This window comes from Enterovibrio sp. QJM3NY_24 (assembly GCF_057786035.1).
This window is the reverse complement of record NZ_CM173519.1, coordinates 1,204,304-1,224,243: the sequence shown is the minus strand read 5'-3', so window position 1 is coordinate 1,224,243 and position 19,940 is coordinate 1,204,304. Positions and strand designations below refer to the sequence as shown.

The 19,940-nt window shown below is 48.0% G+C and carries 17 protein-coding genes and 5 tRNA genes; 8 read left to right on the top strand and 14 right to left on the bottom strand.

Annotated elements, in window-relative coordinates; translation table 11 throughout:
* Positions 1–378 precede the first annotated feature (378 nt).
* The 4 genes from AC3CIC_RS05360 (at position 379) to AC3CIC_RS05345 (ending at position 3,348) form a co-directional block, all read left to right on the top strand.
* Positions 379–921, top strand: a complete 543-nt coding sequence (locus AC3CIC_RS05360; RefSeq protein ID WP_241819047.1) for a TRAP transporter small permease — start codon at positions 379–381, stop codon at positions 919–921.
* Complete coding sequence (locus AC3CIC_RS05355) at positions 921–1,280, top strand: TRAP transporter large permease subunit (RefSeq protein WP_488515542.1); 360 nt, start codon at positions 921–923, stop codon at positions 1,278–1,280. The genes AC3CIC_RS05360 and AC3CIC_RS05355 overlap by 1 nt, the downstream gene beginning before the upstream one ends.
* Positions 1,205–2,197: a TRAP transporter large permease gene (locus AC3CIC_RS05350; RefSeq protein ID WP_488515541.1), complete on the top strand. Its 993-nt coding sequence runs from the start codon at positions 1,205–1,207 to the stop codon at positions 2,195–2,197. Before AC3CIC_RS05355 ends, AC3CIC_RS05350 begins: the two co-directional genes overlap by 76 nt.
* A 98-nt stretch (positions 2,198–2,295) precedes the next feature.
* Positions 2,296–3,348 (top strand): TRAP transporter substrate-binding protein, encoded by a 1,053-nt coding sequence (locus tag AC3CIC_RS05345; protein ID WP_017004863.1) that lies wholly within the window; start codon positions 2,296–2,298, stop codon positions 3,346–3,348.
* Between the two features lie 280 nt (positions 3,349–3,628).
* Here the strand turns inward: AC3CIC_RS05345 and AC3CIC_RS05340 are convergent, their stop codons facing one another.
* Both AC3CIC_RS05340 and AC3CIC_RS05335 read right to left on the bottom strand, forming a co-directional pair.
* On the bottom strand, positions 3,629–3,919 hold the full coding sequence (locus AC3CIC_RS05340) for an antibiotic biosynthesis monooxygenase (protein WP_488515540.1): 291 nt from the start codon (positions 3,917–3,919) through the stop codon (positions 3,629–3,631).
* A 226-nt stretch (positions 3,920–4,145) separates the two neighbouring features.
* Positions 4,146–5,324: a CHRD domain-containing protein gene (locus AC3CIC_RS05335; protein ID WP_488515539.1), complete on the bottom strand. Its 1,179-nt coding sequence runs from the start codon at positions 5,322–5,324 to the stop codon at positions 4,146–4,148.
* 327 nt (positions 5,325–5,651) lie between these two features.
* Between AC3CIC_RS05335 and AC3CIC_RS05330 the strand changes: the two genes are divergently transcribed.
* The gene (locus AC3CIC_RS05330) at positions 5,652–6,215 is read left to right on the top strand and encodes a hypothetical protein (RefSeq protein ID WP_488515538.1); all 564 of its coding nucleotides are present in this window, start codon (positions 5,652–5,654) and stop codon (positions 6,213–6,215) included.
* Between the two features lie 94 nt (positions 6,216–6,309).
* Here the strand turns inward: AC3CIC_RS05330 and AC3CIC_RS05325 are convergent.
* From AC3CIC_RS05325 to AC3CIC_RS05285, 9 genes are all read right to left on the bottom strand, one after another.
* Positions 6,310–6,396: transfer RNA gene (locus AC3CIC_RS05325), tRNA-Leu, on the bottom strand.
* A gap of 83 nt (positions 6,397–6,479) precedes the next feature.
* Positions 6,480–6,555, bottom strand: a tRNA-Gly gene (locus AC3CIC_RS05320).
* Positions 6,556–6,588: 33 nt separating this feature from the next.
* Positions 6,589–6,665 (bottom strand) — tRNA-Met (locus AC3CIC_RS05315).
* Between the two features lie 81 nt (positions 6,666–6,746).
* Positions 6,747–6,822 (bottom strand) — tRNA-Gly (locus AC3CIC_RS05310).
* Between the two features lie 5 nt (positions 6,823–6,827).
* Positions 6,828–6,901, bottom strand: a tRNA-Cys gene (locus AC3CIC_RS05305).
* 285 nt (positions 6,902–7,186) lie between these two features.
* Positions 7,187–8,389: an enoyl-ACP reductase FabV gene (gene fabV, locus AC3CIC_RS05300; protein ID WP_016960473.1), complete on the bottom strand. Its 1,203-nt coding sequence runs from the start codon at positions 8,387–8,389 to the stop codon at positions 7,187–7,189.
* Positions 8,390–8,544: 155 nt separating this feature from the next.
* Positions 8,545–10,839, bottom strand: coding sequence for an acyl-CoA dehydrogenase (locus tag AC3CIC_RS05295; RefSeq protein ID WP_017004847.1), 2,295 nt, complete (start codon positions 10,837–10,839; stop codon positions 8,545–8,547).
* Between the two features lie 56 nt (positions 10,840–10,895).
* Positions 10,896–11,573 (bottom strand): TetR family transcriptional repressor PsrA, encoded by a 678-nt coding sequence (psrA, locus tag AC3CIC_RS05290; protein ID WP_016960475.1) that lies wholly within the window; start codon positions 11,571–11,573, stop codon positions 10,896–10,898.
* Between the two features lie 623 nt (positions 11,574–12,196).
* Positions 12,197–13,054, bottom strand: a complete 858-nt coding sequence (locus tag AC3CIC_RS05285) for an SDR family oxidoreductase (protein ID WP_488515537.1) — start codon at positions 13,052–13,054, stop codon at positions 12,197–12,199.
* 314 nt (positions 13,055–13,368) lie between these two features.
* On the opposite strand from AC3CIC_RS05285, the gene AC3CIC_RS05280 reads away from it, so the two are divergent.
* Together AC3CIC_RS05280 and pyk are read left to right on the top strand one after the other, a co-directional pair.
* On the top strand, positions 13,369–14,223 hold the full coding sequence (locus AC3CIC_RS05280) for a MurR/RpiR family transcriptional regulator (RefSeq protein ID WP_488515536.1): 855 nt from the start codon (positions 13,369–13,371) through the stop codon (positions 14,221–14,223).
* 146 nt (positions 14,224–14,369) lie between these two features.
* Complete coding sequence (gene pyk, locus AC3CIC_RS05275; protein ID WP_016960478.1) at positions 14,370–15,815, top strand: pyruvate kinase; 1,446 nt, start codon at positions 14,370–14,372, stop codon at positions 15,813–15,815.
* A 125-nt stretch (positions 15,816–15,940) separates the two neighbouring features.
* Here the strand turns inward: pyk and rimJ are convergent, their stop codons facing one another.
* The gene (rimJ, locus tag AC3CIC_RS05270; protein ID WP_016960479.1) at positions 15,941–16,528 is read right to left on the bottom strand and encodes a ribosomal protein S5-alanine N-acetyltransferase; all 588 of its coding nucleotides are present in this window, start codon (positions 16,526–16,528) and stop codon (positions 15,941–15,943) included.
* A gap of 33 nt (positions 16,529–16,561) precedes the next feature.
* Between rimJ and AC3CIC_RS05265 the strand changes: the two genes are divergently transcribed.
* Complete coding sequence (locus tag AC3CIC_RS05265; RefSeq protein ID WP_026024058.1) at positions 16,562–17,035, top strand: methylated-DNA--[protein]-cysteine S-methyltransferase; 474 nt, start codon at positions 16,562–16,564, stop codon at positions 17,033–17,035.
* A 21-nt stretch (positions 17,036–17,056) separates the two neighbouring features.
* Here AC3CIC_RS05265 and tyrR read toward each other — a convergent pair whose 3' ends face one another.
* Together tyrR and AC3CIC_RS05255 are read right to left on the bottom strand one after the other, a co-directional pair.
* Positions 17,057–18,598, bottom strand: coding sequence for a transcriptional regulator TyrR (tyrR, locus tag AC3CIC_RS05260; protein ID WP_488515535.1), 1,542 nt, complete (start codon positions 18,596–18,598; stop codon positions 17,057–17,059).
* A gap of 310 nt (positions 18,599–18,908) precedes the next feature.
* Entirely contained in the window at positions 18,909–19,940 is a 1,032-nt protein-coding gene (locus tag AC3CIC_RS05255) for a YcjF family protein (RefSeq protein ID WP_488515534.1), read from the bottom strand.

Below are 19,940 nucleotides of genomic sequence, written 5' to 3'. Positions count from 1 at the left end.
CACCAAATTGCCGCCAAGCAACCCTTCACACCCTCTTAGCCTGATTGATCGCAATCACACTTCCTGCACAAATATCACCGCCTACACGGTGTTACTTTCTATCTACACAAGCCCCTAAACATCTTGTCTTCACCATGCTTTCTGGCATTCCACGTATGTTACTTTTCAAACACCCTTTGCCCCCTGCCAACACAGTGAAAATTAAATAACCACAATAAAACAACAGCTTATTGAAATTTCTCTTTTGCTAATGTTAGAAACTATCACACATTGGGCGATTCGCGATCGGGATCACGGTTAATTCTGTGCCACAGGATTAAGGTTTTGCTCATTAAACAGTCAAAAACTGACGCCTTAAATCATGAATTGGGATACATCATGAACAGTACCGACGTCTTATTAAAAAACATCAAAGCGATAAAGCGCTCATTGAACAAGGTCAACCAAATCGTGGTCGCTATTCTCATGACGCTGCTGATATTGGATGTCTGGCTAGGCGTACTGGATCGCTATTGGCTCAGGCTGCAATTGGTCTGGGTAGAAGAGATGGCGCGTTACATCATGATATGGGCCATTCTCATGGCAGTGCCTTGCTGCACCGCCAATCGAGAGCACATGGGATTAGAGTTTGTTACCAAGCACTTCCCCGAAAAAGTGAAAAGCGCCCTCAAACTCCTGATCGGTGTCCTCACGGTCAGTTTCTTTGCTTATATCGCCTACCTCGGCATCGCCTTTACCGAAAAAGGTGCGAGCCAACTTTCAACCGTGTTTGGCATGCCAATGGCTTACGCCTATGCCGCCATTCCTGTGACATTCGGACTATCCGCTGTACAAGCATTCCTGAACTTATTGGACGATGCACTTTCGCTTTCCAACGGTCCTGATAAAAACCCACTCGCCCCGCAAGAGGAGAACATCTGATGGTTGGTGCATTATTCTTTATCTTGATGCTAATAGGTGCACCCATTGCCATCGCTTTAGGCGTTGCTGGGCTACTGGGCATGTACGAAATCGGCGGTACGCATTTTACGTCATTGGCGCCCAGTAAAATTTTTAACGGGCTAAACATCTTTCCATTTCTTGCCATGCCGTTTTTCATTCTCGCCGGTGAAATAATGAATCACACCGGCATCACTAGCCGCTTGGTTCATTTGGCACAAGCCTTAGTCGGGCATTTTCGAGGTGGCGTTCTGCCCATTCAAACATGTTGGCGTCGGTCTTTTTCTCAGGGATCACCGGATCTGCTACCGCTGACGCAGCTGCCTTTGGCCGTACCTTAGTGCCAGCAATGGAAAAAGAAGGCTACACCAAAGACTATGCATGTGCCGTTACCGCCGCAGGTTCCATCATAGGGCCAACGATACCGCCCTCAGGCATTATGGTGGTCTACGGCTCGTTAATGGGTGTATCTATTGGAGGCTTATTTGCCACAGGTATTTTGCCCGGGCTCTTGGTGTGTTTTGTTTGTATGGCCATCATTGCAGCAACGGGAAAACGTAAGAACCTACCCAAGAGCCAACAACACGCTTCGTTAATGCAGGTGTTGCATTTGTTCCGCAAATCCAGCCTTGCGTTGCTTATGCCCATCATCATCTTAGGTGGCATTGTCTTCGGTATTGTTACACCGACAGAAGCAGCCTCGATTGCTGTCGCTTACGCATTAATCATCGGTACCTTTGTTTACCGCAACCTTAGCTTGAGTGCCTTGTACCACATGATTGTGCGTACTGCGCAAATCTCAGGGGTGATTTACCTCATCATTGGCTCGGCATCGATATTGGGTTGGTGGCTGAGTTTCAATCAGATCCCACAAATGATCGCGGATGTGTTTGTGTCTTTTTCAGATAACCCACACGTCATTCTCGCACTGATCATCGTATTACTGCTGACCGTTGGCATGCTGATGGATATCAACGTTATGTTGATCATCCTCGCCCCTATCTTGATCCCACTCACGGTCGAAATTGGCATGGACCCACTGCATGCAGGCATTGTTTTTGTGCTGGCACTCAATATATCCCTGATGACGCCTCCCATTGGTGCCTGCCTCTTTGTGCTTTCTTCCGTCACTGGCGCAAAAATTGAAGGGATCGCTAAAGAACTCATGCCGTTTTTGATCGGCCAACTCCTGTTGCTGTTCTTTATCGCTTACACACCAGACGTGGTGCTCTTCATCCCTCGTCTGCTTGGCTACTAATCAACACGTTTACGTTTGTTCTCTAACCCCTATAGGCTTCACAAAGCGCGACGCACCACGCGAGCGCTATTGGAAGCAAGCATAACAATGGAGTGATTATGAAAACCATCAACAAATCCCTGATCGCAGCAGCGCTCGCCACTACCTTATTGTCAGCACCTTTTGCTATGGCTGAGAAAGTGCTTCGTATCGGTCATGACAACAAAGCGGACATGATGGAAAACCCGGCGCACGCGTTCACGGGTGTATTCAAAAATATTGTCGAAGTGGCCACTAACGGCGAAATTAAAGTACAGGTTTTCCCGAGCAACCAACTTGGTACGGCGAAAGAACACATCCAAATGGTTCGTGATGGTCAGTTGCAGGGAACATTGGCACCTGTCGGCCCACTTGCAGGTTATTACCCACGAATCGGTGTACTGGATGTCCCTTTTGCTTTCACCAGCAACGCGTCCACTTATGAAGTCCTGGATGGGAAATTTGGTCAGGCATTAGCACGAGATATTGAGAGCGAGCTAAAAGATGTCAAAGTGTTGGGCTTCCCCGATACAGGCGGCTTTTTCTCCGTCACCAACTCCAAGCGCCCGCTTGAATCGCTTGATGATTTTAAAGGGCTACGCATTCGTACCATGACACTGCCAACTCATCAGAAGATCATTCAATCTCTGGGTGCTGAGGCGTACCCTTTGTCTTGGGGTGAAGTTTACTCGTCACTGCAAACGGGCGTGATCGACGGACAAATGAACCCAATCCCGACGGTTTCGTTTGCCAAATTTAATGAAGTGCAAGGTTACCTAACGCTGACAAATCACTTGTTTGCACCTTACACCTTCATGATCAACAAAGACTTTTATGACGGCCTTACCGCTGAACAACAGAAAATTGTCTCTGATGCCGTCGAAATCGCATTAAGCTCAAACCGTGGCTTGTCCCGTCTGATCGAAGCGTCTAGCGACCGTGGCATTGAAGGTCTGAAATCGAAAATGAAGATCAACGCCCTCACCGCGACAGCACGTCAGAAAATGAGCGACGCCACGCAGCCTGGCGTGATTGAGTACATTAAAGAAACCCATGGCGAGAAAGGCACAGAACTGTTGAATTTGTTTTTAACCGAAGTGGATAAAGCCAACGAGTCCGTTTATCTGCAATAGGCTTTTCCGTAAATAATCCGCAAATAAAAACGGCTCACAGGCATAAGCGTGTGAGCCGTTTTTATGTGTTTTCTGTGCAAAAGAAAATCGATTTCCTCGGTCAGGTAAAGCGACCGACTATGGCCTGAATGCTCGATCAAGTCTGTTGAATTGAATCGACTCAGATATTTCGTTAGCGAATTTTTCTGAGCTAAGTTTTGCCAGTCATTCAAATGCTGCCTGATAGCTAACTGGTCCGCCATTTGGTTAACGTGTTAGCTGACTGTTTTATATGGCTTAACTAAACACTTTCTTTGTGAAAATACTTAGTGACAGGTGCCGACGAAAAGAATGCTGCCAACTCACCTAGTACGCCATTTTGCTGAATGTAACCTATGTATGCTTGATGCTTTTCAATGCTTAACCACTCTTCTTCTAACAGCATTTCCTCGCCTTTTTCATCAAAATAGACGTCCACACTCAAGCAGCCATCAAACCCCCTCACATTCGGTAAGTTCTTATCTAGAAAAGGCAATAACGTTTCATGCTGACCTGCTTTAACGTTGCAATTAAGGGTGACTCTTACGCTCATTGTCTCTCTCCATTGATTAACTGATGCTGAATATTTAATCACGTGGGAAAAAAGAAACTGCTCAAAAACCCTCAAAAGTAACGTTTTTCAATCAATTCTCTTTTTAAATATGCCAAGCGTGAACAACGGCCCTATTAGGCCGTTTTAACTTTGCTCGCCGTGAACAACACTTAATCCGTTAGCGTTGTTCATCGGCTGGTATAGACGTTATCTTGAGGGAAAATATTTAGTCAATTTGTCCTCGGATCTCGCCTCCCGCATTTGCAGGGGTATGGACATTCACATAGTTCCCACCGGACACAAACGTGGTCAATGCCGACGCATTTAACTCCGTGTTCGCCGGAGCATTCCAGATATTTGCATCACCCGTCTCTTGTTCTAATGCAACCAACACACCACCGTTTGAACCGCTCGCACCAGAGTGAACATGCGCGGCGGTAGCATCCGCAACACCTGTCGTTATCACCTTTAAGGTCAACGCACCGCTGTTTTTATCAACCAACGCATAACCATCACCTTTAGCCGCTATCGTCACGGCAGGTACTTCTTGGCTGCCTGACAATGGGAACGTCAATAACACGTGGTTGTCTGCCAGCACTTGCCCACGGATTTCACCCCCAGGGTTCGCTGGTGTGTGGAAGTTGGTGTAATAACCACCCGCGTTCAACACGGCCAAGGTAGCGGCATCAATTTCCGTGTTTTCAGGTGCTGTCCACACGCTGCTGTCTTCCGCATCTTGATCGAGAACGACCAGCACACCGCCATTGCTCCCGACATCGCCAGTGTGAATGTGCGCGGCTGTCGCATCGTCAATTCCATCTGTGTTAACACGCAAATTCAACACCTTGCTCTCGCTGTCATATTCCGCATAACCATCGCCCGTCGCCGCACTCGTCACAGCTGGAACCTCCTGTTCGCTATCCACCTCGAAGGTGTAAATCGTGGTGGTATTCGGCACAATTTGCGCTCGCACTTCGCCCGATGGAACAAGCGTTGTATGCAGATTGATATACCAATCACCACTTAGCAGGGTTTGAAGCTGCTCATCGGTCAGGTCGCTCACATCAATACTGGCTAACCCATTTGAATCCGGCGTATTAAATGGAAAGACAACGCCGCCTGTTTCACCAATATCACCGGCATGAATATGCGCTGCGGTGAATTCTGGCAAATTAGCGGTGTCGAGGGTTGCTTGCAGTTGTTGGGTGTTTTCATCCAGCTGCACCGTTGAACTTGCCGTGCGTATAGAGTCATTCATGGGCACCGCTTGGCGTCCGTTGAGCGCTAACACATAGGTTTTAGTGGCAGTAAATTCAGGGGAAGGAGGAGTCGGTGTTACTGCATGATTGTCATCATGGCACGCCACGAGTGCTACCAAGGTCGCCGCAGCAATTATGTACTTCATATTATCGTCCTATTGATTAACCCAGCCCTTGGAGCACGTAAACGCCCACGTATATCGTTCGAAAACCAGACCATCGACAAAGGTTTCTAAGCGGGAAATTCCAAATTTCTGGTTTCGTGTTTGGGGAAACACTTAGTCGGGACGATAGAGAAGTGCCGCTAGATTCAGCTAATTCGCGTAAGACAGCATTTAATTAGCGTTTCTCAAGGACGCGACAGTTCACATCAGTTTTATTTATCGCTACGCGTAAAAAGAAGGAATTGGACGAAAACACGCCGCTCTGCAACATTAAAACGCCACGGATGACCCGCATAAGGAAACGCGAAAATGATCAGCAAGCAGCAAAACGCCGTCACCATGTATGTGCTCGCCAAAGACAACAACAAACCACATTTGATGAGAAACGTATTCACAGAAGAGGCCGTTTTATCGATGAAGGTCGACTCGAGCAACATCGCCTTTCCTCCTCGCACAGAGGGCTTAGAAAAAATAACGGACACGCTATGTCGCGATTTCAACGCCAACAATGAAAACATCTACACCTTTTGCCTGACCGACACACTGAAACAGACAAAAGACTCACTGCATTGCGGCTGGTTAGTGGGCATGAAAAACAAAACGTCAGGGCAGATAAAAGTGGGCTTTGGTGATTACGCTTGGTGTTTTGACAACAATACCCCTGGCGGGGCTAAGCAATTAACTATAGAGATTCACGACATGAGTGTGTTACCCAACGACGTAGAATCCACACTGTTTGATTGGCTCGCTAAACTTCCCTACCCGTGGGTAAGCCACTCAGATGTACTGGGAACTATGCCTGCCGCGCTTTCATCAACGGCTATCAGCATGCACTTAGCAGGATTGAGAGTCGGTCATCAGTCTGGATGCTGACAACCAGAGCGTTCGGGACTGCCGATTATTACCAAATAATATTACGCAAATAAAAACGGCTCACAAGCGTAAGCTTGTAAGCCGTTGTTATGGATGGTGCCCCGGGCCGGACTTGAACCGGCACAACGCGAACGTCGAGGGATTTTAAATCCCTTGTGTCTACCAATTCCACCACCAGGGCACGCAATTCTTGATTGCGATGATAGGCACCATCTTCGTATGTATTTCTACATACTTACTTTCGACGAATCGAAAGTCAAAATTTGGAGCGACACATCGGGTTCGAACCGATGACCTCAACCTTGGCAAGGTTGCGCTCTACCAGCTGAGCTAGTGTCGCAGTATTAACCGTTTTTCAACGATTAATAAAATGTGGTTGCGGGAGCCGGATTTGAACCAACGACCTTCGGGTTATGAGCCCGACGAGCTACCAGACTGCTCCATCCCGCGTCCGATTAATCGTTCAAAGTACGATGTCAACTTGCCATGTCTAACATGGCTTCACTCTCGATAATATCGACAATGAAAATTTGGAGCGACACATCGGGTTCGAACCGATGACCTCAACCTTGGCAAGGTTGCGCTCTACCAGCTGAGCTAGTGTCGCAAATATGGAGGCGCGTCCCGGAGTCGAACCGAGGTACACGGATTTGCAATCCGCTGCATAGCCACTCTGCCAACGCGCCTTTGTTTCCATCCGCTTCTAGGAATTGATTCCCGCTGCGGTATGGGTTGGCATTCTACATAACTTTTTGAGGCTGTCACGCATAAATTTAGGGGTTTTAGTTCGTTTGCTTCTTTATCAACCAAATATGATAAATATCAGCCACATTGATCAAATTTTTAGCAATTTTTTCTGGTAATTTTCGTCACAGCCCATATAGGACGTGGTCTCAAGATTTGAGATACAAAAAAGCCAGCAAGGTTTTGCTGGCTTTTCAATAACAAACTAACGGGAGATCCGTCGCTCGTTAGATAGCTTGAACGTTAAATTCAATTTCTGTGTTGACGTCTACGTCGTAATCCACACCGTCGATACCGAAACCAAACAGTTTCAGGAACTCTTCTTTGTACTCAACGTAGTCGGTGAGTTCTTTCAAGTTCTCTGAGGTGATTTGAGGCCACAGCTCACGACAGTACTGTTGAATGTCATCACGCAGTTCCCAATCGTCTAAACGTAAGCGGTTTTCGCTGTCCACTTCTGGTGCCGTGCCATCTGCTTTGTACAGGCGTTGGTTGAACATGCGGTTGATTTGCTCAATACAGCCTTCGTGCACGCCTTCTTCACGCATTTTCTTAAACACCATCGCGATGTACAGTGGCATCACTGGGATCGCTGAAGATGCTTGTGTCACGACACTTTTCAGTACAGCAACGTTCGCGCTGCCACCGGTCGCAGACAGTTTCTCATTCAGCGCAGTCGCAGCACGATCAAGATCCATCTTCGCGCGGCCTAGCGCGCCGTCCCAGTAGATTGGCCAAGTTAGCTCAGTACCGATGTAGCTATAAGCAACGGTTTTACAGCCGTCTGCCAATACGCCAGCATCACCCAATGCTTTGATCCATAGTTCCCAATCTTCGCCGCCCATCACGGTGATGGTGTCTTTGATTTCTTCTTCGGTGGCTGGATCAACACTGGCAGAGATGATTTCATCTTTGTTGGTATCAACCGCTGTTGAGGTGTACACCTCACCGATTGGCTTCAGTGAAGAGCGCACCACTTCACCCGTTTTTGGCAACTTACGGACTGGCGATGCCAGTGAGTAAACCACCATATCAATCTGACCGAGGTCTTCTTTAATTAGCTCGATGGCTTTCTTTTTAGCTTCATCAGAGAAGGCATCACCGTTCAAACTCTTCGAGTACAGGCCTTCTTCTTTAGCGAATTTGTCGAATGCGGCAGTGTTGTACCAACCTGCTGTGCCTGGCTTTTTCTCTGTGCCCGGCTTCTCGAAAAACACACCGATGGTCGCTGCACCGCCGCCAAACGCTGCAGTGATGCGCGATGACAGGCCATAGCCACTAGATGAACCGACTACCAGTACACGCTTTGGTGCATTTGCAATGGGACCCTGAGCCTTGGTGTATTCGATTTGCTCTTTTACGTTGGCCTCACATCCTACTGGATGAGTGGTCGTACAGATAAATCCGCGAATTTTCGGTTTGATGATCATATTCAATGTTCCTTTCAAAGATGGGCTTAGGATAAATACTTCATCTTGTTTTAGCACTCGTTTTTGTCGCAAAAGGCGGGATTCAGCCAGTGGTTGGAGGTGTTGACGAAAAAAAACGCCGCAATTGCGGCGTTTTTGTCGATAAGATCGCGATGTTAAGCCGCTTTTCCTTTTTTGCTACGAGACGCCGCAGATTTCGTCGTATCGGCAAACCAAGACGGGTCAAAGTTATCAACCTGTATGGCTTTGGAGCGCAGTGCATCAGCCTGTTTGATTTGCTCGACTTCGTCTTTGGTCAGCACATTAAGTTCCAGTGCTTTCTCGAGTCGCTCTGCCAGAATGCCCTTCGCAGGCAACTGACCTTTTTTCGCAGCGACAGCCAGTTTCTTCTCAAGCGGTTTAATGCCTTGCATGGCGTCAAATGCCCTTTCCATAATCGCGATTGGGTCGCTTTCTTTCGTGCCCACATAACAAAGGTGCGTTAAGCGTTCACGATGTGCGCCCGGCGTCATCAGTAGGTCTGCAATTTGATTTGCCACAACATCTGACGGCGCATCGTAGTGCATGCCAATGGGGAACAATAAGGTTCTTAGCGTGCGACCCACGCCTTTGCGAGGGAAGTTGTTAAACGCGCCATCAAATGCGTTAGCACACTGGTGCAAGCAATGTTGCAGCGAGTAGTGAACAAACGGCAAATCAGCTTGCTGACGGCCTTCATCTTCAAATCGCTTCAATACTGCGGACGCCAAATACAGATGGCTGAGCACATCACCTAAACGCGCTGATAGCATTTCGCGGCGTTTTAGTTCGCCACCAAGCGACAGCATGGATACGTCTGCGGTAACAGCCAGCGCACGGCTCATGCGTGATAGTTGACGATAATAGTCAGCGGTTTCACCAGACACTGGTGAGCCATTAAAACGTGAACGGGTAAACGCATTGGTCACCGCCATCATCACGTTTTTGGTTGCGAAGCCGATGTGCTTCATCAATAAGCCATCAAACTCTTCTGCGCCTTTCGCTGAATCAGGGTTAGCCGCCGCTTCCATTTCCTGAAGGACATAAGGGTGGCATCGTGTCGCGCCCTGACCGAAGATCATCAAGTTGCGCGTGAGGATATTTGCGCCTTCTACCGTGATGGCAACAGGCATCCCGAAGTAGTGGTGGCCGATATAGTTCATTGGCCCCAATTGGATCGCGCGCCCGGCATGAATATCCATTGAATCATTCAAGATGGTTCGTGCCAGCTCTGTCATGTGATATTTCGCAATAGCCGTGACAATGCCCGGTTTTTCTTTCATATCTAATGACGTGGTTGTCAGTGTACGCGCCGCTTCGAGCATGTAGGTGTAACCACCAATACGTCCCATGGCCTCTGCGACACCTTCAAATTTACCAATATGCATACCGAACTGTTTGCGCACGTAAGCATAAGCGCCTGTGGTGCGAGCGGTTAAGTGGCCCACAGCCGTGCCTAGTGCAGGCAATGAGATACCACGCCCGGCTGACAAACATTCCACCAGCATACGCCAGCCTTTGCCAACATAGTCTTGTCCACCGATGACCCAATCCATTGGGATAAACACATCTTGGCCACGAGTTGGCCCATTCATAAATGAAAGCCCGAGTGGGTTATGGCGTTCGCCAATTTCAACCCCTTTGTGATCCGCAGGGATCAGCGCACAGGTAATACCTAGTGGCGACTCTTCACCCAGTAAGCCGTCGGGATCTTGCAGTTTGAACGCCAAGCCCAATACCGTGGCGACGGGCGCCAAGGTGATATAACGCTTGTTCCACGTGAGGCTAATGCCCAGCACTTCTTTGCCTTCAAACTCTCCCATGCAAACCACACCCATATCTGGGATAGAGCCTGCATCAGAGCCCGCTTCCGGACCTGTCAGTGCGAAACAAGGGACATCGTCGCCGTTTGCCAAACGTGGCAACCAGTAGTTTTTCTGATCTTCTGTGCCGTAGTGAGTCAGCAGCTCGCCAGGGCCCAAAGAGTTAGGAACCATGACCGTTACTGCCGCACTCAAGCTGCGCGTTGCGATGCGAGAAACGATGGTTGAGTTTGCGTAAGCAGAAAACGCCAAACCGCCGAATTCTTTAGGAATAATGAGTGAAAAGAATTTCTCTCTTTTCATGAATTCCCACACTTCAGGTGGTAAGTCTTTGCGCTCTTGAACAATGTCGAAATCGTCCAGCATACCCAGTAGGGTTTCTAACTGGTTATCAAGAAAGTCTTGCTCGTCTGACGAGAGACGTGGTTTCGGGTAATGCAGCAACGTGCTCCAATCTGGATTGCCTGCAAACAACTCGCCGTCCCACCAAACACTACCCGCTTCCATGGCTTCTCGTTCCGTGATCGAAAGCGGTGGCAGAACTTTCTTAAAAAACTTAAATGCAGGGTCGCTGATGTAGCGTCTTCTTAGTGATGGTTGAGAGCTCATGATTCAGATCCTTTTGTTTCGTCAGACGTTAATGTTTTTTTATTCTTATTGTTTTCTTACCCTGCACTGCGCGATGAATCGCTCGGCACAAGTGATAATTCCTTACCTGCTGGTGCATCTACGCCTGCAGCCAAGTAAGGGATCAGTCTGTCCACAATGTCTTCTGTTGACACATTGTGGCCAAAATCGTTTTCGGCTATTTCACTCAAAGCAACGTTAGAAGCCATGGTGAAAATGACCGCACCCAAGGTAAAGTGCAGACGCCAAAACACATGTTCTGGTTTTAGCGATGGGTTCGCTTTAATCACCGCTTGCGTGAACAGCTTGAGTACACTGTCGTAACGGGTTGTGATGAACCAACGCAAGTGACCTTGAACATCGGTGTAGCCTCGACCGATAAGCTGCATGAAGACAGACGCACCGTGACGACGGAACGTATCTAAACCCAGCAACGGTTTTTTGGTGCACGCGAACACGTCTTCCATCGAAATATCGTCTTTCACCATCAGTAACTTCAGCTCTTGCTCAAGCAATGGCATGAACTCTTCGAGATAACGCGCTAACACCGCACGCACCAAGGATTTTTTGTCGCCAAAGTGATAGTTAACCGATGCGAGATTCACCCCAGCTTTGCTCGTGATCGTGCGAAGAGAGGTGTCTTTAAACCCATGTTCTGCAAAAAGTTGCTCTGCGGCATCAAGGATTTTGCCTTTGGTTTCGCCTTTCCCTGCCATATTCACTCACCTGTATTAAACAACCGTTTAACTTTACATCTCGTTAGCATTAATAACAACCCTAAAACATTTATCGGCGATTTTTCTCTCCGACATGAAAAAAAGAGCGATTAATAACCAACTGTTTAATAAGACATTAAGAGAATTCAAAAGATAAAAACGCTCATTTTTGAGAAAAAAATCACGTTTTTCGGGAACAAAGTCTGGTTACTCAGGTCACATATAATGCCACTGCTTTTTTTTAGAATTATTGATCTTCTAGTGCCCGCATCAGATATTGAGAGCGGGCTTTTTTTCGTCTGGAGACAAGAGAAGTGTGCCGATCGAGGGGTCAATGAAGCGCAACGAAAATCAGAAAGAGAAAAATTTCACTTTTTTTGAACTTATTGAAATACACAGCGTCTGAATAACTGTAGATAAATGATAAGTGCCTTTAAATGTATCGCTGGCCGCCACACATGAATTTCAACTTATCACTAAATACTGCTGCTTTTTCTTACTCCTAATTACAAACATTTTTGTTGCCCGCTTCTTCTGAAGCGGGCTTTTTTTATCTGTACTATTTGGTGAGCAAACAAGATCAGTAAACAAGGTGACAAAAAGGCTGGCTTGTGCAGGGTGTTCTAGCTGTCTAATGCAGGCAGCGGCATGTCATATGGCGATGGATAACGCAGCGTCAAACCTAAGCGCTGAAGGGTAACATCTGATGATATCCACTTCCCTTCTCCACCATCTTCAATAAATTCTGGCTGGGGTAGCCCCATTGCCTGTGCCGCCCATCGATAAAAATCACTGCGAGTTGGATGGTCTAGCGCACTCAAGTGCAGCGTTTCACCGCCAAGATGTTGTTTCATGATGGCTGAAATAGCGCGAATGCAATCATCACGATGAATCAAGTTCACGGGGTCTTTGCCACCTGTAATACCGGTTCGGCCTGCCATGTGCTTTGCCGGGTGTCTGGATGCGCCCACTAGTCCTGAAAGCCTCAACACCACACCACCGTTCGGAAACGCCTCTAGGATATAGCGTTCTATTTCTCGATGAGCAATGCCCGATTCTGTATTCGGATGGCACACGCTATCTTCAGAAATTTTGCCTTGGGCTTGCCCATATACCGATGTCGTACTGATGAAGATAAACTGTTGCGTGCCGCCTGCTTTTGCGCGATCAACCAAGGATTTCATGGCAACGACAAATTCAGTGCGATCGAATGTGCGTCTGCCTGGTGGAATGTTGGCGACAAAGACATCGCTACCAAAAAGCGACGAACTGTTCGCTTCGCTGATCTCCCCACTATGTCGGTTTTGATCATAGATATCAAAAACCACACCGTGAATGCCCTTTTTTGACAGATCAAAAGCGGCTTCTTTCGAGCGCTTGGTTCCTTGTACATCAATGCCATCTTTGACTAGATTTTCTGCCAGCGCTAAACCCAGCCACCCGCATCCGCATACTGACACTGTTTTATATGGTTTCGGCATCGAAAGCCCCCTGTAATCCATTTTCACTTATACGAAAAAACCAGCGAACACGTGCCACAAGATCGGAATGCAACGCATGAACGATGAAAAAAAACACCGCTTTTGTGTAATTAAGCAACTAAAAGCGTGAATGAATACAAATTTTTTAACGTCAATTCTTGGTTAAAATGTCTTTCAGTGAATGTACCCGTTAGACTCAACTATAACATTGTTGAACTTAGATTTATTTCACCCAAGAGGTCAGCGACGACCGACTCATCATGTCGACAACACTTGCTGATAATTTAGACAGCGGAAGCCACGCGGTAATCTGAATGAACACGCTAGAAAAAATACAAAAAAATATTGAACATTTTAGTAAGTCGGAACGAAAGGTGGCAGAAGTTATTATCGCTTCGCCCCAAACGGCTATCCACTCAAGTATTGCTACTTTGGCAAAACTGGCGGATGTCAGCGAACCGACGGTCAATCGCTTTTGTCGTCGTCTCGATACCAAGGGCTTTCCCGACTTTAAACTTCACCTTGCGCAAAGCCTTGCCAATGGCACTCCATACGTTAACCGCAACGTCGAAGAACACGACAGCGCTGATGCCTACACCGCCAAGATTTTCGAATCGACCATGGCGTGCTTAGATGTGGCGAAAAATAGCATTGATACCCTCCAAATCAATCGTGCGGTCGATTTGCTGACGCAAGCTAAGAAAATTTCCTTCTTTGGCCTAGGTGCATCTGCCTCTGTGGCACACGATGCACAGAATAAATTCTTCCGCTTCAATATTCCCATTGTTTGCTTCAATGACATTGTTATGCAGCGTATGAGTTGCATTAACTGCAGCGACGGTGATGTTGTTGTTGTTATTTCCCACACGGGACGCACCAAGTCATTGGTTGACGTAGCAACATTGGCAAAAGAAAACGGTGCGACCGTTATCGGTATCACCGAAAAGAATTCACCGCTAGACAGAGTCTGCTCCCTGACCATCACGCTAGATGTGCCAGAAGACACGGACATCTATATGCCAATGGCAAGTCGTGTCGTGCAAATGACCGTGATTGATGTTCTGGCGACGGGCTTTACGCTGCGCCGTGGCCCAGGGTTTAGAGAAAACTTAAAACGCGTGAAAGAAGCCATTAAAGATTCGCGATTCAACAAAGAAGCGCTGACATAAAACAGCGTAGGCAATTGAAAGGGTAGACAGAATGTCTGCCCTTTTTCTTTCTCTGCCACTCTCTCGGCTACACTTGTCTTATAGATTCAATTATCAATAGCTCTTGCCCATATCAATAATAACTATCTTATCTTCAGGGGACTTTCATGACTGACCCAATGCGACGGACAAAAATCGTAACAACGTTAGGACCTGCGACTGACAAAGAGGGCGTGTTAGAAGCGCTTATCGCGAGCGGCGCTAATGTCGTACGAATGAACTTCTCGCACGGCAGTGCAGAAGACCATATTGAGCGTGCCAACCAAGTTCGTGCCATTGCGGCAAAACTCGGCACACACATTGGTATTCTCGGTGACTTGCAAGGCCCCAAAATTCGCGTTTCGACGTTTGCAGACGGAAAGATAAATCTCGCGATTGGCGATCGTTTTATCCTCGACAGCGATTTACCTGCGGGCAAAGGCGATAAAGCGCGCGTGGGTCTTGATTATAAAGATTTGCCAAAAGATGTGGGCCCTGGAGATTTGTTGCTTCTTGATGATGGTCGTGTGCAACTCAAAGTTGTTTCTGTTGAGGGCACCTGTGTACATACCGACGTAACGGTCGGTGGCCCACTTTCTAACAACAAAGGCATCAACAAAAAAGGGGGAGGCCTTTCAGCTCCCGCACTGACAGACAAAGACAAACAAGACATTTTAACCGCGGCGAAAATTGGCGTGGATTACCTTGCTATCTCCTTCCCTCGTAACGGCGAAGATATGCGCCTTGCCCGCTCTTTAGCGCGCGATGCGGGTTTGGACGCTCGCTTGGTGGCCAAAGTGGAACGAGCGGAAACGGTCGCGACTGACGAAAATATCGATGACATTATCGAAGCGTCCGATGTCGTCATGGTGGCACGTGGTGACCTCGGGGTAGAAATTGGTGACCCTGAATTGGTCGGCGTACAGAAAAAATTGATCCGCCGTGCACGTGCTCTCAACCGCTGCGTGATTACTGCGACACAAATGATGGAGTCAATGATAAAAGCGCCGATGCCAACACGCGCAGAAGTCATGGACGTGGCGAATGCCGTTCTTGATGGTACCGATGCGGTGATGCTATCGGCAGAGACCGCCGCGGGGGATTACCCGCTTGAAACCGTTAAAGCCATGGCAGAAGTGTGCATTGGTGCGGAGAAAATGCCGTCTATCAACGTGTCCAATCACCGACTCAATAAAGAGTTCGAGTTGATTGAAGAAACGGTATCGATGGCAAGTATGTATGCTGCCAACCATATGCCAAAGGTAAAAGCGATGGTATCGCTGACCGAATCAGGCAAAACCGCATTGATGATGTCTCGTATCAGTTCTGGCAAACCGATTTTTGCTTTGTCTCAACATGAAGCGACACTGCGTCGCGCTGCGCTTTATCGTGGTGTCACACCTATCTATTTCCAAAGTGATACAGGCGCAGGACCTGATGTGGCACACAAGGCAATCACACTATTGAAAGAGCAAGGCTTTCTGCAGCCTTGGGATGTGGTGATTTTCACACAAGGTGATGTCATGGGTTATGTGGGTACAACCAACACCATGCGAATGATTACTGTGACCTAAGCGCTAGAAGCTAGAAATAAAAAGCCCCGCTGCATGGCGGGGCTCTTTATTGAGGGAAGTGACTCAGTTTTTCTATTTCACACTTGCGGCATACGACTTACTGCTAATCGTTCGACTGACACTGACTACTCGTTAATCGATGCCACCCAATCGGGGTTAATCACGGACGTCAAAATGTGGTCTTCCCACTGACCGTTGATCAGCAAATAATCTTTGGCTTCACCTTCTTTGGTAAAACCCGCCTCCAGTAATACCGCTTCACTTCGCGTGTTCCTCGGCATGTAGGACGCCATAATGCGGTGTAAGTTAAGATTATCAAACAGCCATTGGTTGGTGATTTTTAATGACCGACGCATCAGCCCTTTTCCCTGTGATGATTCCGCCAGAGAGTATCCAACGTTACAGGCGTGAAAAGGGAACTGCATAATATTGTTGTAGGTGATCACACCCGCGACATCATCACTGCCTTTTTCAAAGATCAGAAAGTAGTACGCCAGCCCATGACGTTGCAATTCGGCGAGCTGAACAACGCGTCTTTCCCATCCTTCATAGGTGAAAAAGCCATCTGGTCTCAGCGGTTCCCAGGGCGACAGAAATGTGCGATTCACCTGAAAATATCGAACCACTCTTGCGACATCGGCTTTTTGTATCGCGCGGATGACTAGATTATCAACGCTTAAACTAGGGAAAGGGTTTATAATTTCGACTGACAACTCGCCTCCTGTCTAATTTTTTGTGTTGGACCTATGTACTACGATAGCTTTGATTCCCCATTAGGGAAAATCCACATGTTGGCGGATGAATCCGGACTTAGGCAACTTTCGCTATGTCTTTATCATCCCTTCGAGCAAAGCCTTGAGTGGAAACACTCTCCCTCGCAGATCGCGCCGTATAAAAAACAGCTGCTCGAATTTCTCTCCGGTAAACGCACTCAATTCGATATTCCATTAGCCCCGGAAGGCACAGAATTTCAGCGCCAAGTCTGGCAGGCGTTGGCCCGTATTCCTTATGGTGAAACGAGAACCTACAGCCAGATTGCCGAAGACATTGGTAACCCTCAAGCATATCGTGCGGTGGGAATGGCGAATAATGTCAATCCCATTCCGCTTATCGTACCTTGCCATCGCGTGATTGGCAGTGACGGTAAGCTAACAGGTTATCGTTATGGGCTGGAGATCAAACAGAGGCTGCTAACTCTTGAAGAAAAAGCGGCAAACTAGCCGCTTTTCGTCACTTTTTCGTTAAGCTTTTTTGCCAATCGCGTATTCACGCAATTTGTTCGCTATCGCTGTATGCGACACGCTCAGGCGTTTTGCTAGCTTACGTGTCGACGGATAACTACGATATAAGTTCGACAAAATACCCGACTCGTAACGCTTCATAATGTCATCTAACGAGCCTTCCATTGTCTCTTCTGTCAAAAACGCCGCTTGCTCAGTTTCTGGCAATTGGATGTCGTCTTTGGTCAAGCAACCCTCTTCAATCTGGGTCATCGCACGGAACAGTACATTGCGCAATTGGCGAATGTTCCCCGGCCAAGAATATTGGGAAAGAAACTCAGGAATGCCTTGCTGAAGCGCTGGCTTTTCCTGTCCCAACTCTGCCGAGAACTGATTGAGGAACAACTCAGCCAAAGGCTGCACGTCGGATGGACGCTCACGAAGTGGCGGCACGGTTAGCGACAATACGTTGAGTCGATAGAACAAATCTTCTCTAAACTGTCCCGCAGCGACACGCTCTGCCAAGTTCTTTTGTGTTGAGCAGATCACGCGAACATCGACTTTGATTTCACGCTCTTCCCCAACGCGGCGGAATGTGCCGTCTTGCATAAAGCGCAGCAGCTTAATTTGCAAATGCGGACTCATTTCTCCCACTTCGTAAAGGAAAACGGTACCGCCATCGGCCTGCTCAAATTGCCCTTTTTTGCCATCATGGTCCAAACCCGGCGCACAACCAAACAGTTCGGTTTCAGCGGCATCATCTGGCATCGACACGCAGTTAACCAACAAAAATGGTTGCTCTGCACGATGCGAGCGCTGGTGACAGGCTTTCGCTAACAGCTCTTTACCTGTGCCCGTTTCGCCTTGAATAAGCAAAGGAGCATCCAACATCGCAAATTTCTTGGCCTGATTAACCAGTGCACGGAACTTGCTCGACTGACCCACCAAGTGCTCGAAACCATGCTCGCCTGCCGTACGATACAGCGTGGTCGGCAAGTGACTCATCGACACTTGTTTCAACTGAATCACCGCACTGGCAAGTACGTCTTTGTCTTCGTTGTCTGTGACATACACGGGCATCACTTCCATCAGGTAGTCCATACCTGAAAGAACAACTTGACGACACATTTGTCCGGCGTTATCGCGCTCTAACCAATGGGTAAAGTTGAAGTCTGGGAACAGGTTGTTCGCGATTTCACCAATAACATCAGCCTCTTTACAATCCATCAGGCGAAACGCGGCTTTATTTGCCATATCGACTTTGCCGTTAAGGTTAACGGAAAAAACGGGATCGCTTAGGGTTTCAAGTAGCGCGCGAAGTTCGCGGTGCTCTCGCTCTGCAGGGAGAAATTGGATTTTCCGTACGTCAGTTACGCCGCTTATCAGACGAATTTCCGACATTAATTGTCGAAATTCGTCGAACTCTATTTCGGGGCAGTTGAGGTAAATAATCCCGACTTGGTCGATCTCGATGCCACGCAAGTCGATACTGCGTCTGGCCAGAATATCGAGTAACTCGCGGGTTAAGCCAAGTCGATCTTCGCAAAAGACCTGTAGTCTCACGGTGATGTCCTGCTAGCAATAAGGTCGATATCGTCCAATATTTCTATGTACCGATGCCGACCATGTTGATGTGAAGGGTGCGTTAATTCGAGGTCACAGTGCGCCAGATTAAATCCGCACACCAAGTGTCATGAATTGTTGACAGTTTTCGAAGTTTGCGCCCGAAGCCTGTATGAGTCAAGCAGCACAGTGTAAAACGTGAGAATGAAAAGAGATGAGCGGGATGAAAAAAAGGAGCAGTTGATATCCCCTGCCCCTTATCTATGACGAGCCAACATCTATGATTCGTCGTCTTTTAACTGCAAAACGTTTAGCTTCGGTTATTGTCAGCGCTCTTGTTGCCTGACGTCAGCCTGCCGAGCAGTTGCTTACGCATATCTGACAATTTCGGTGCTTTAGTCCCGACATAAGGCAGCGGTCGCATCACCGCCATGGCTCTGTAACCAAGTCTCGCTGTCAGCAAACCGACACCTAGACCCTGCGCAGCACGCGCAGACAGTTTACCCGCCAAATCAACAGAAAGTAGATCGGTGCCAATGTCGGTGAGCGCTTCACTGGCGCCCGCAAATGCCATATTAGCCAGCACCAAGCGCAGCAAACGAATACGAGACCAATACCCGAGTTTGACGCCATACACAGTAGATATTTGCTCGAGCAGACGGAAGTTACGCCATGCCACCAGCAACATGTCGGCAATCGCTAAAGGACTCAATGTCACCATTAAGGCTGCTTCAGACGCGTATTTAGTGACCATTTTCTTCGCACGAACATCTTGTTCGGTCACCACCATATGGTCATACAACTCAAACACTTCTTTGTCGTTGTGTGTAGCAGCCAACGAGGTTTGCCACTTGTCATAACCCGCCGTCATTTGCGTGCCCGCTTGTTTCGCAAGCTTTTCACACACGCCTTTGGCTTTACCAATGCCGTCAGCATCTATGATCGCTAATACCTGATCGCGCTCATCTTGCCGCCCTTTTAAGCGACGTAATGCCATGAATTCCCGGCCAATAGCAGCCACGCCTAATGCGGCAATACCGGCGACAAAGCCACTCCAGCCCACCGTCAGCCAATCACCGCCTTGTACGGCTGTCCAAACACTGTCGACGGTTTGCCAGCACACCAAGCCAATGCCTGCTGCGGCTAACGCACGCATACCCCAACGCTTTTTCTTTGGCTTCAGCGCAGCTTCAAGCCTTTGCTCGGCGTCAGTTTCTTCTTCAATTTGAGCAACGGAGAAGGTTGCCGCGCCAGCATCAAACTGGCGCTGTGCCGTCAACTTTGGCGCTTCTTCTGGTTTTTCAGTGTCTTCAAACACAATCGCTTTTTTATAATCACTCAT

Coding starts and splice junctions, on each gene's coding strand:
- psrA (WP_016960475.1), bottom strand. CDS start 11,573: ATGGCAGGGAAAGGCGAAACCAAAGGCAAAATCCTTGATGCCGCAGAG.
- AC3CIC_RS05355 (WP_488515542.1), top strand. CDS start 921: ATGGTTGGTGCATTATTCTTTATCTTGATGCTAATAGGTGCACCCATT.
- fabV (WP_016960473.1), bottom strand. CDS start 8,389: ATGATCATCAAACCGAAAATTCGCGGATTTATCTGTACGACCACTCAT.
- AC3CIC_RS05295 (WP_017004847.1), bottom strand. CDS start 10,839: ATGAGCTCTCAACCATCACTAAGAAGACGCTACATCAGCGACCCTGCA.
- AC3CIC_RS05285 (WP_488515537.1), bottom strand. CDS start 13,054: ATGCCGAAACCATATAAAACAGTGTCAGTATGCGGATGCGGGTGGCTG.
- AC3CIC_RS05255 (WP_488515534.1), bottom strand. CDS start 19,940: ATGAGTGATTATAAAAAAGCGATTGTGTTTGAAGACACTGAAAAACCA.
- pyk (WP_016960478.1), top strand. CDS start 14,370: ATGACTGACCCAATGCGACGGACAAAAATCGTAACAACGTTAGGACCT.
- AC3CIC_RS05280 (WP_488515536.1), top strand. CDS start 13,369: ATGAACACGCTAGAAAAAATACAAAAAAATATTGAACATTTTAGTAAG.
- AC3CIC_RS05345 (WP_017004863.1), top strand. CDS start 2,296: ATGAAAACCATCAACAAATCCCTGATCGCAGCAGCGCTCGCCACTACC.
- AC3CIC_RS05350 (WP_488515541.1), top strand. CDS start 1,205: ATGTTGGCGTCGGTCTTTTTCTCAGGGATCACCGGATCTGCTACCGCT.
- AC3CIC_RS05330 (WP_488515538.1), top strand. CDS start 5,652: ATGATCAGCAAGCAGCAAAACGCCGTCACCATGTATGTGCTCGCCAAA.
- AC3CIC_RS05340 (WP_488515540.1), bottom strand. CDS start 3,919: ATGAGCGTAAGAGTCACCCTTAATTGCAACGTTAAAGCAGGTCAGCAT.
- AC3CIC_RS05335 (WP_488515539.1), bottom strand. CDS start 5,324: ATGAAGTACATAATTGCTGCGGCGACCTTGGTAGCACTCGTGGCGTGC.
- AC3CIC_RS05265 (WP_026024058.1), top strand. CDS start 16,562: ATGTACTACGATAGCTTTGATTCCCCATTAGGGAAAATCCACATGTTG.
- AC3CIC_RS05360 (WP_241819047.1), top strand. CDS start 379: ATGAACAGTACCGACGTCTTATTAAAAAACATCAAAGCGATAAAGCGC.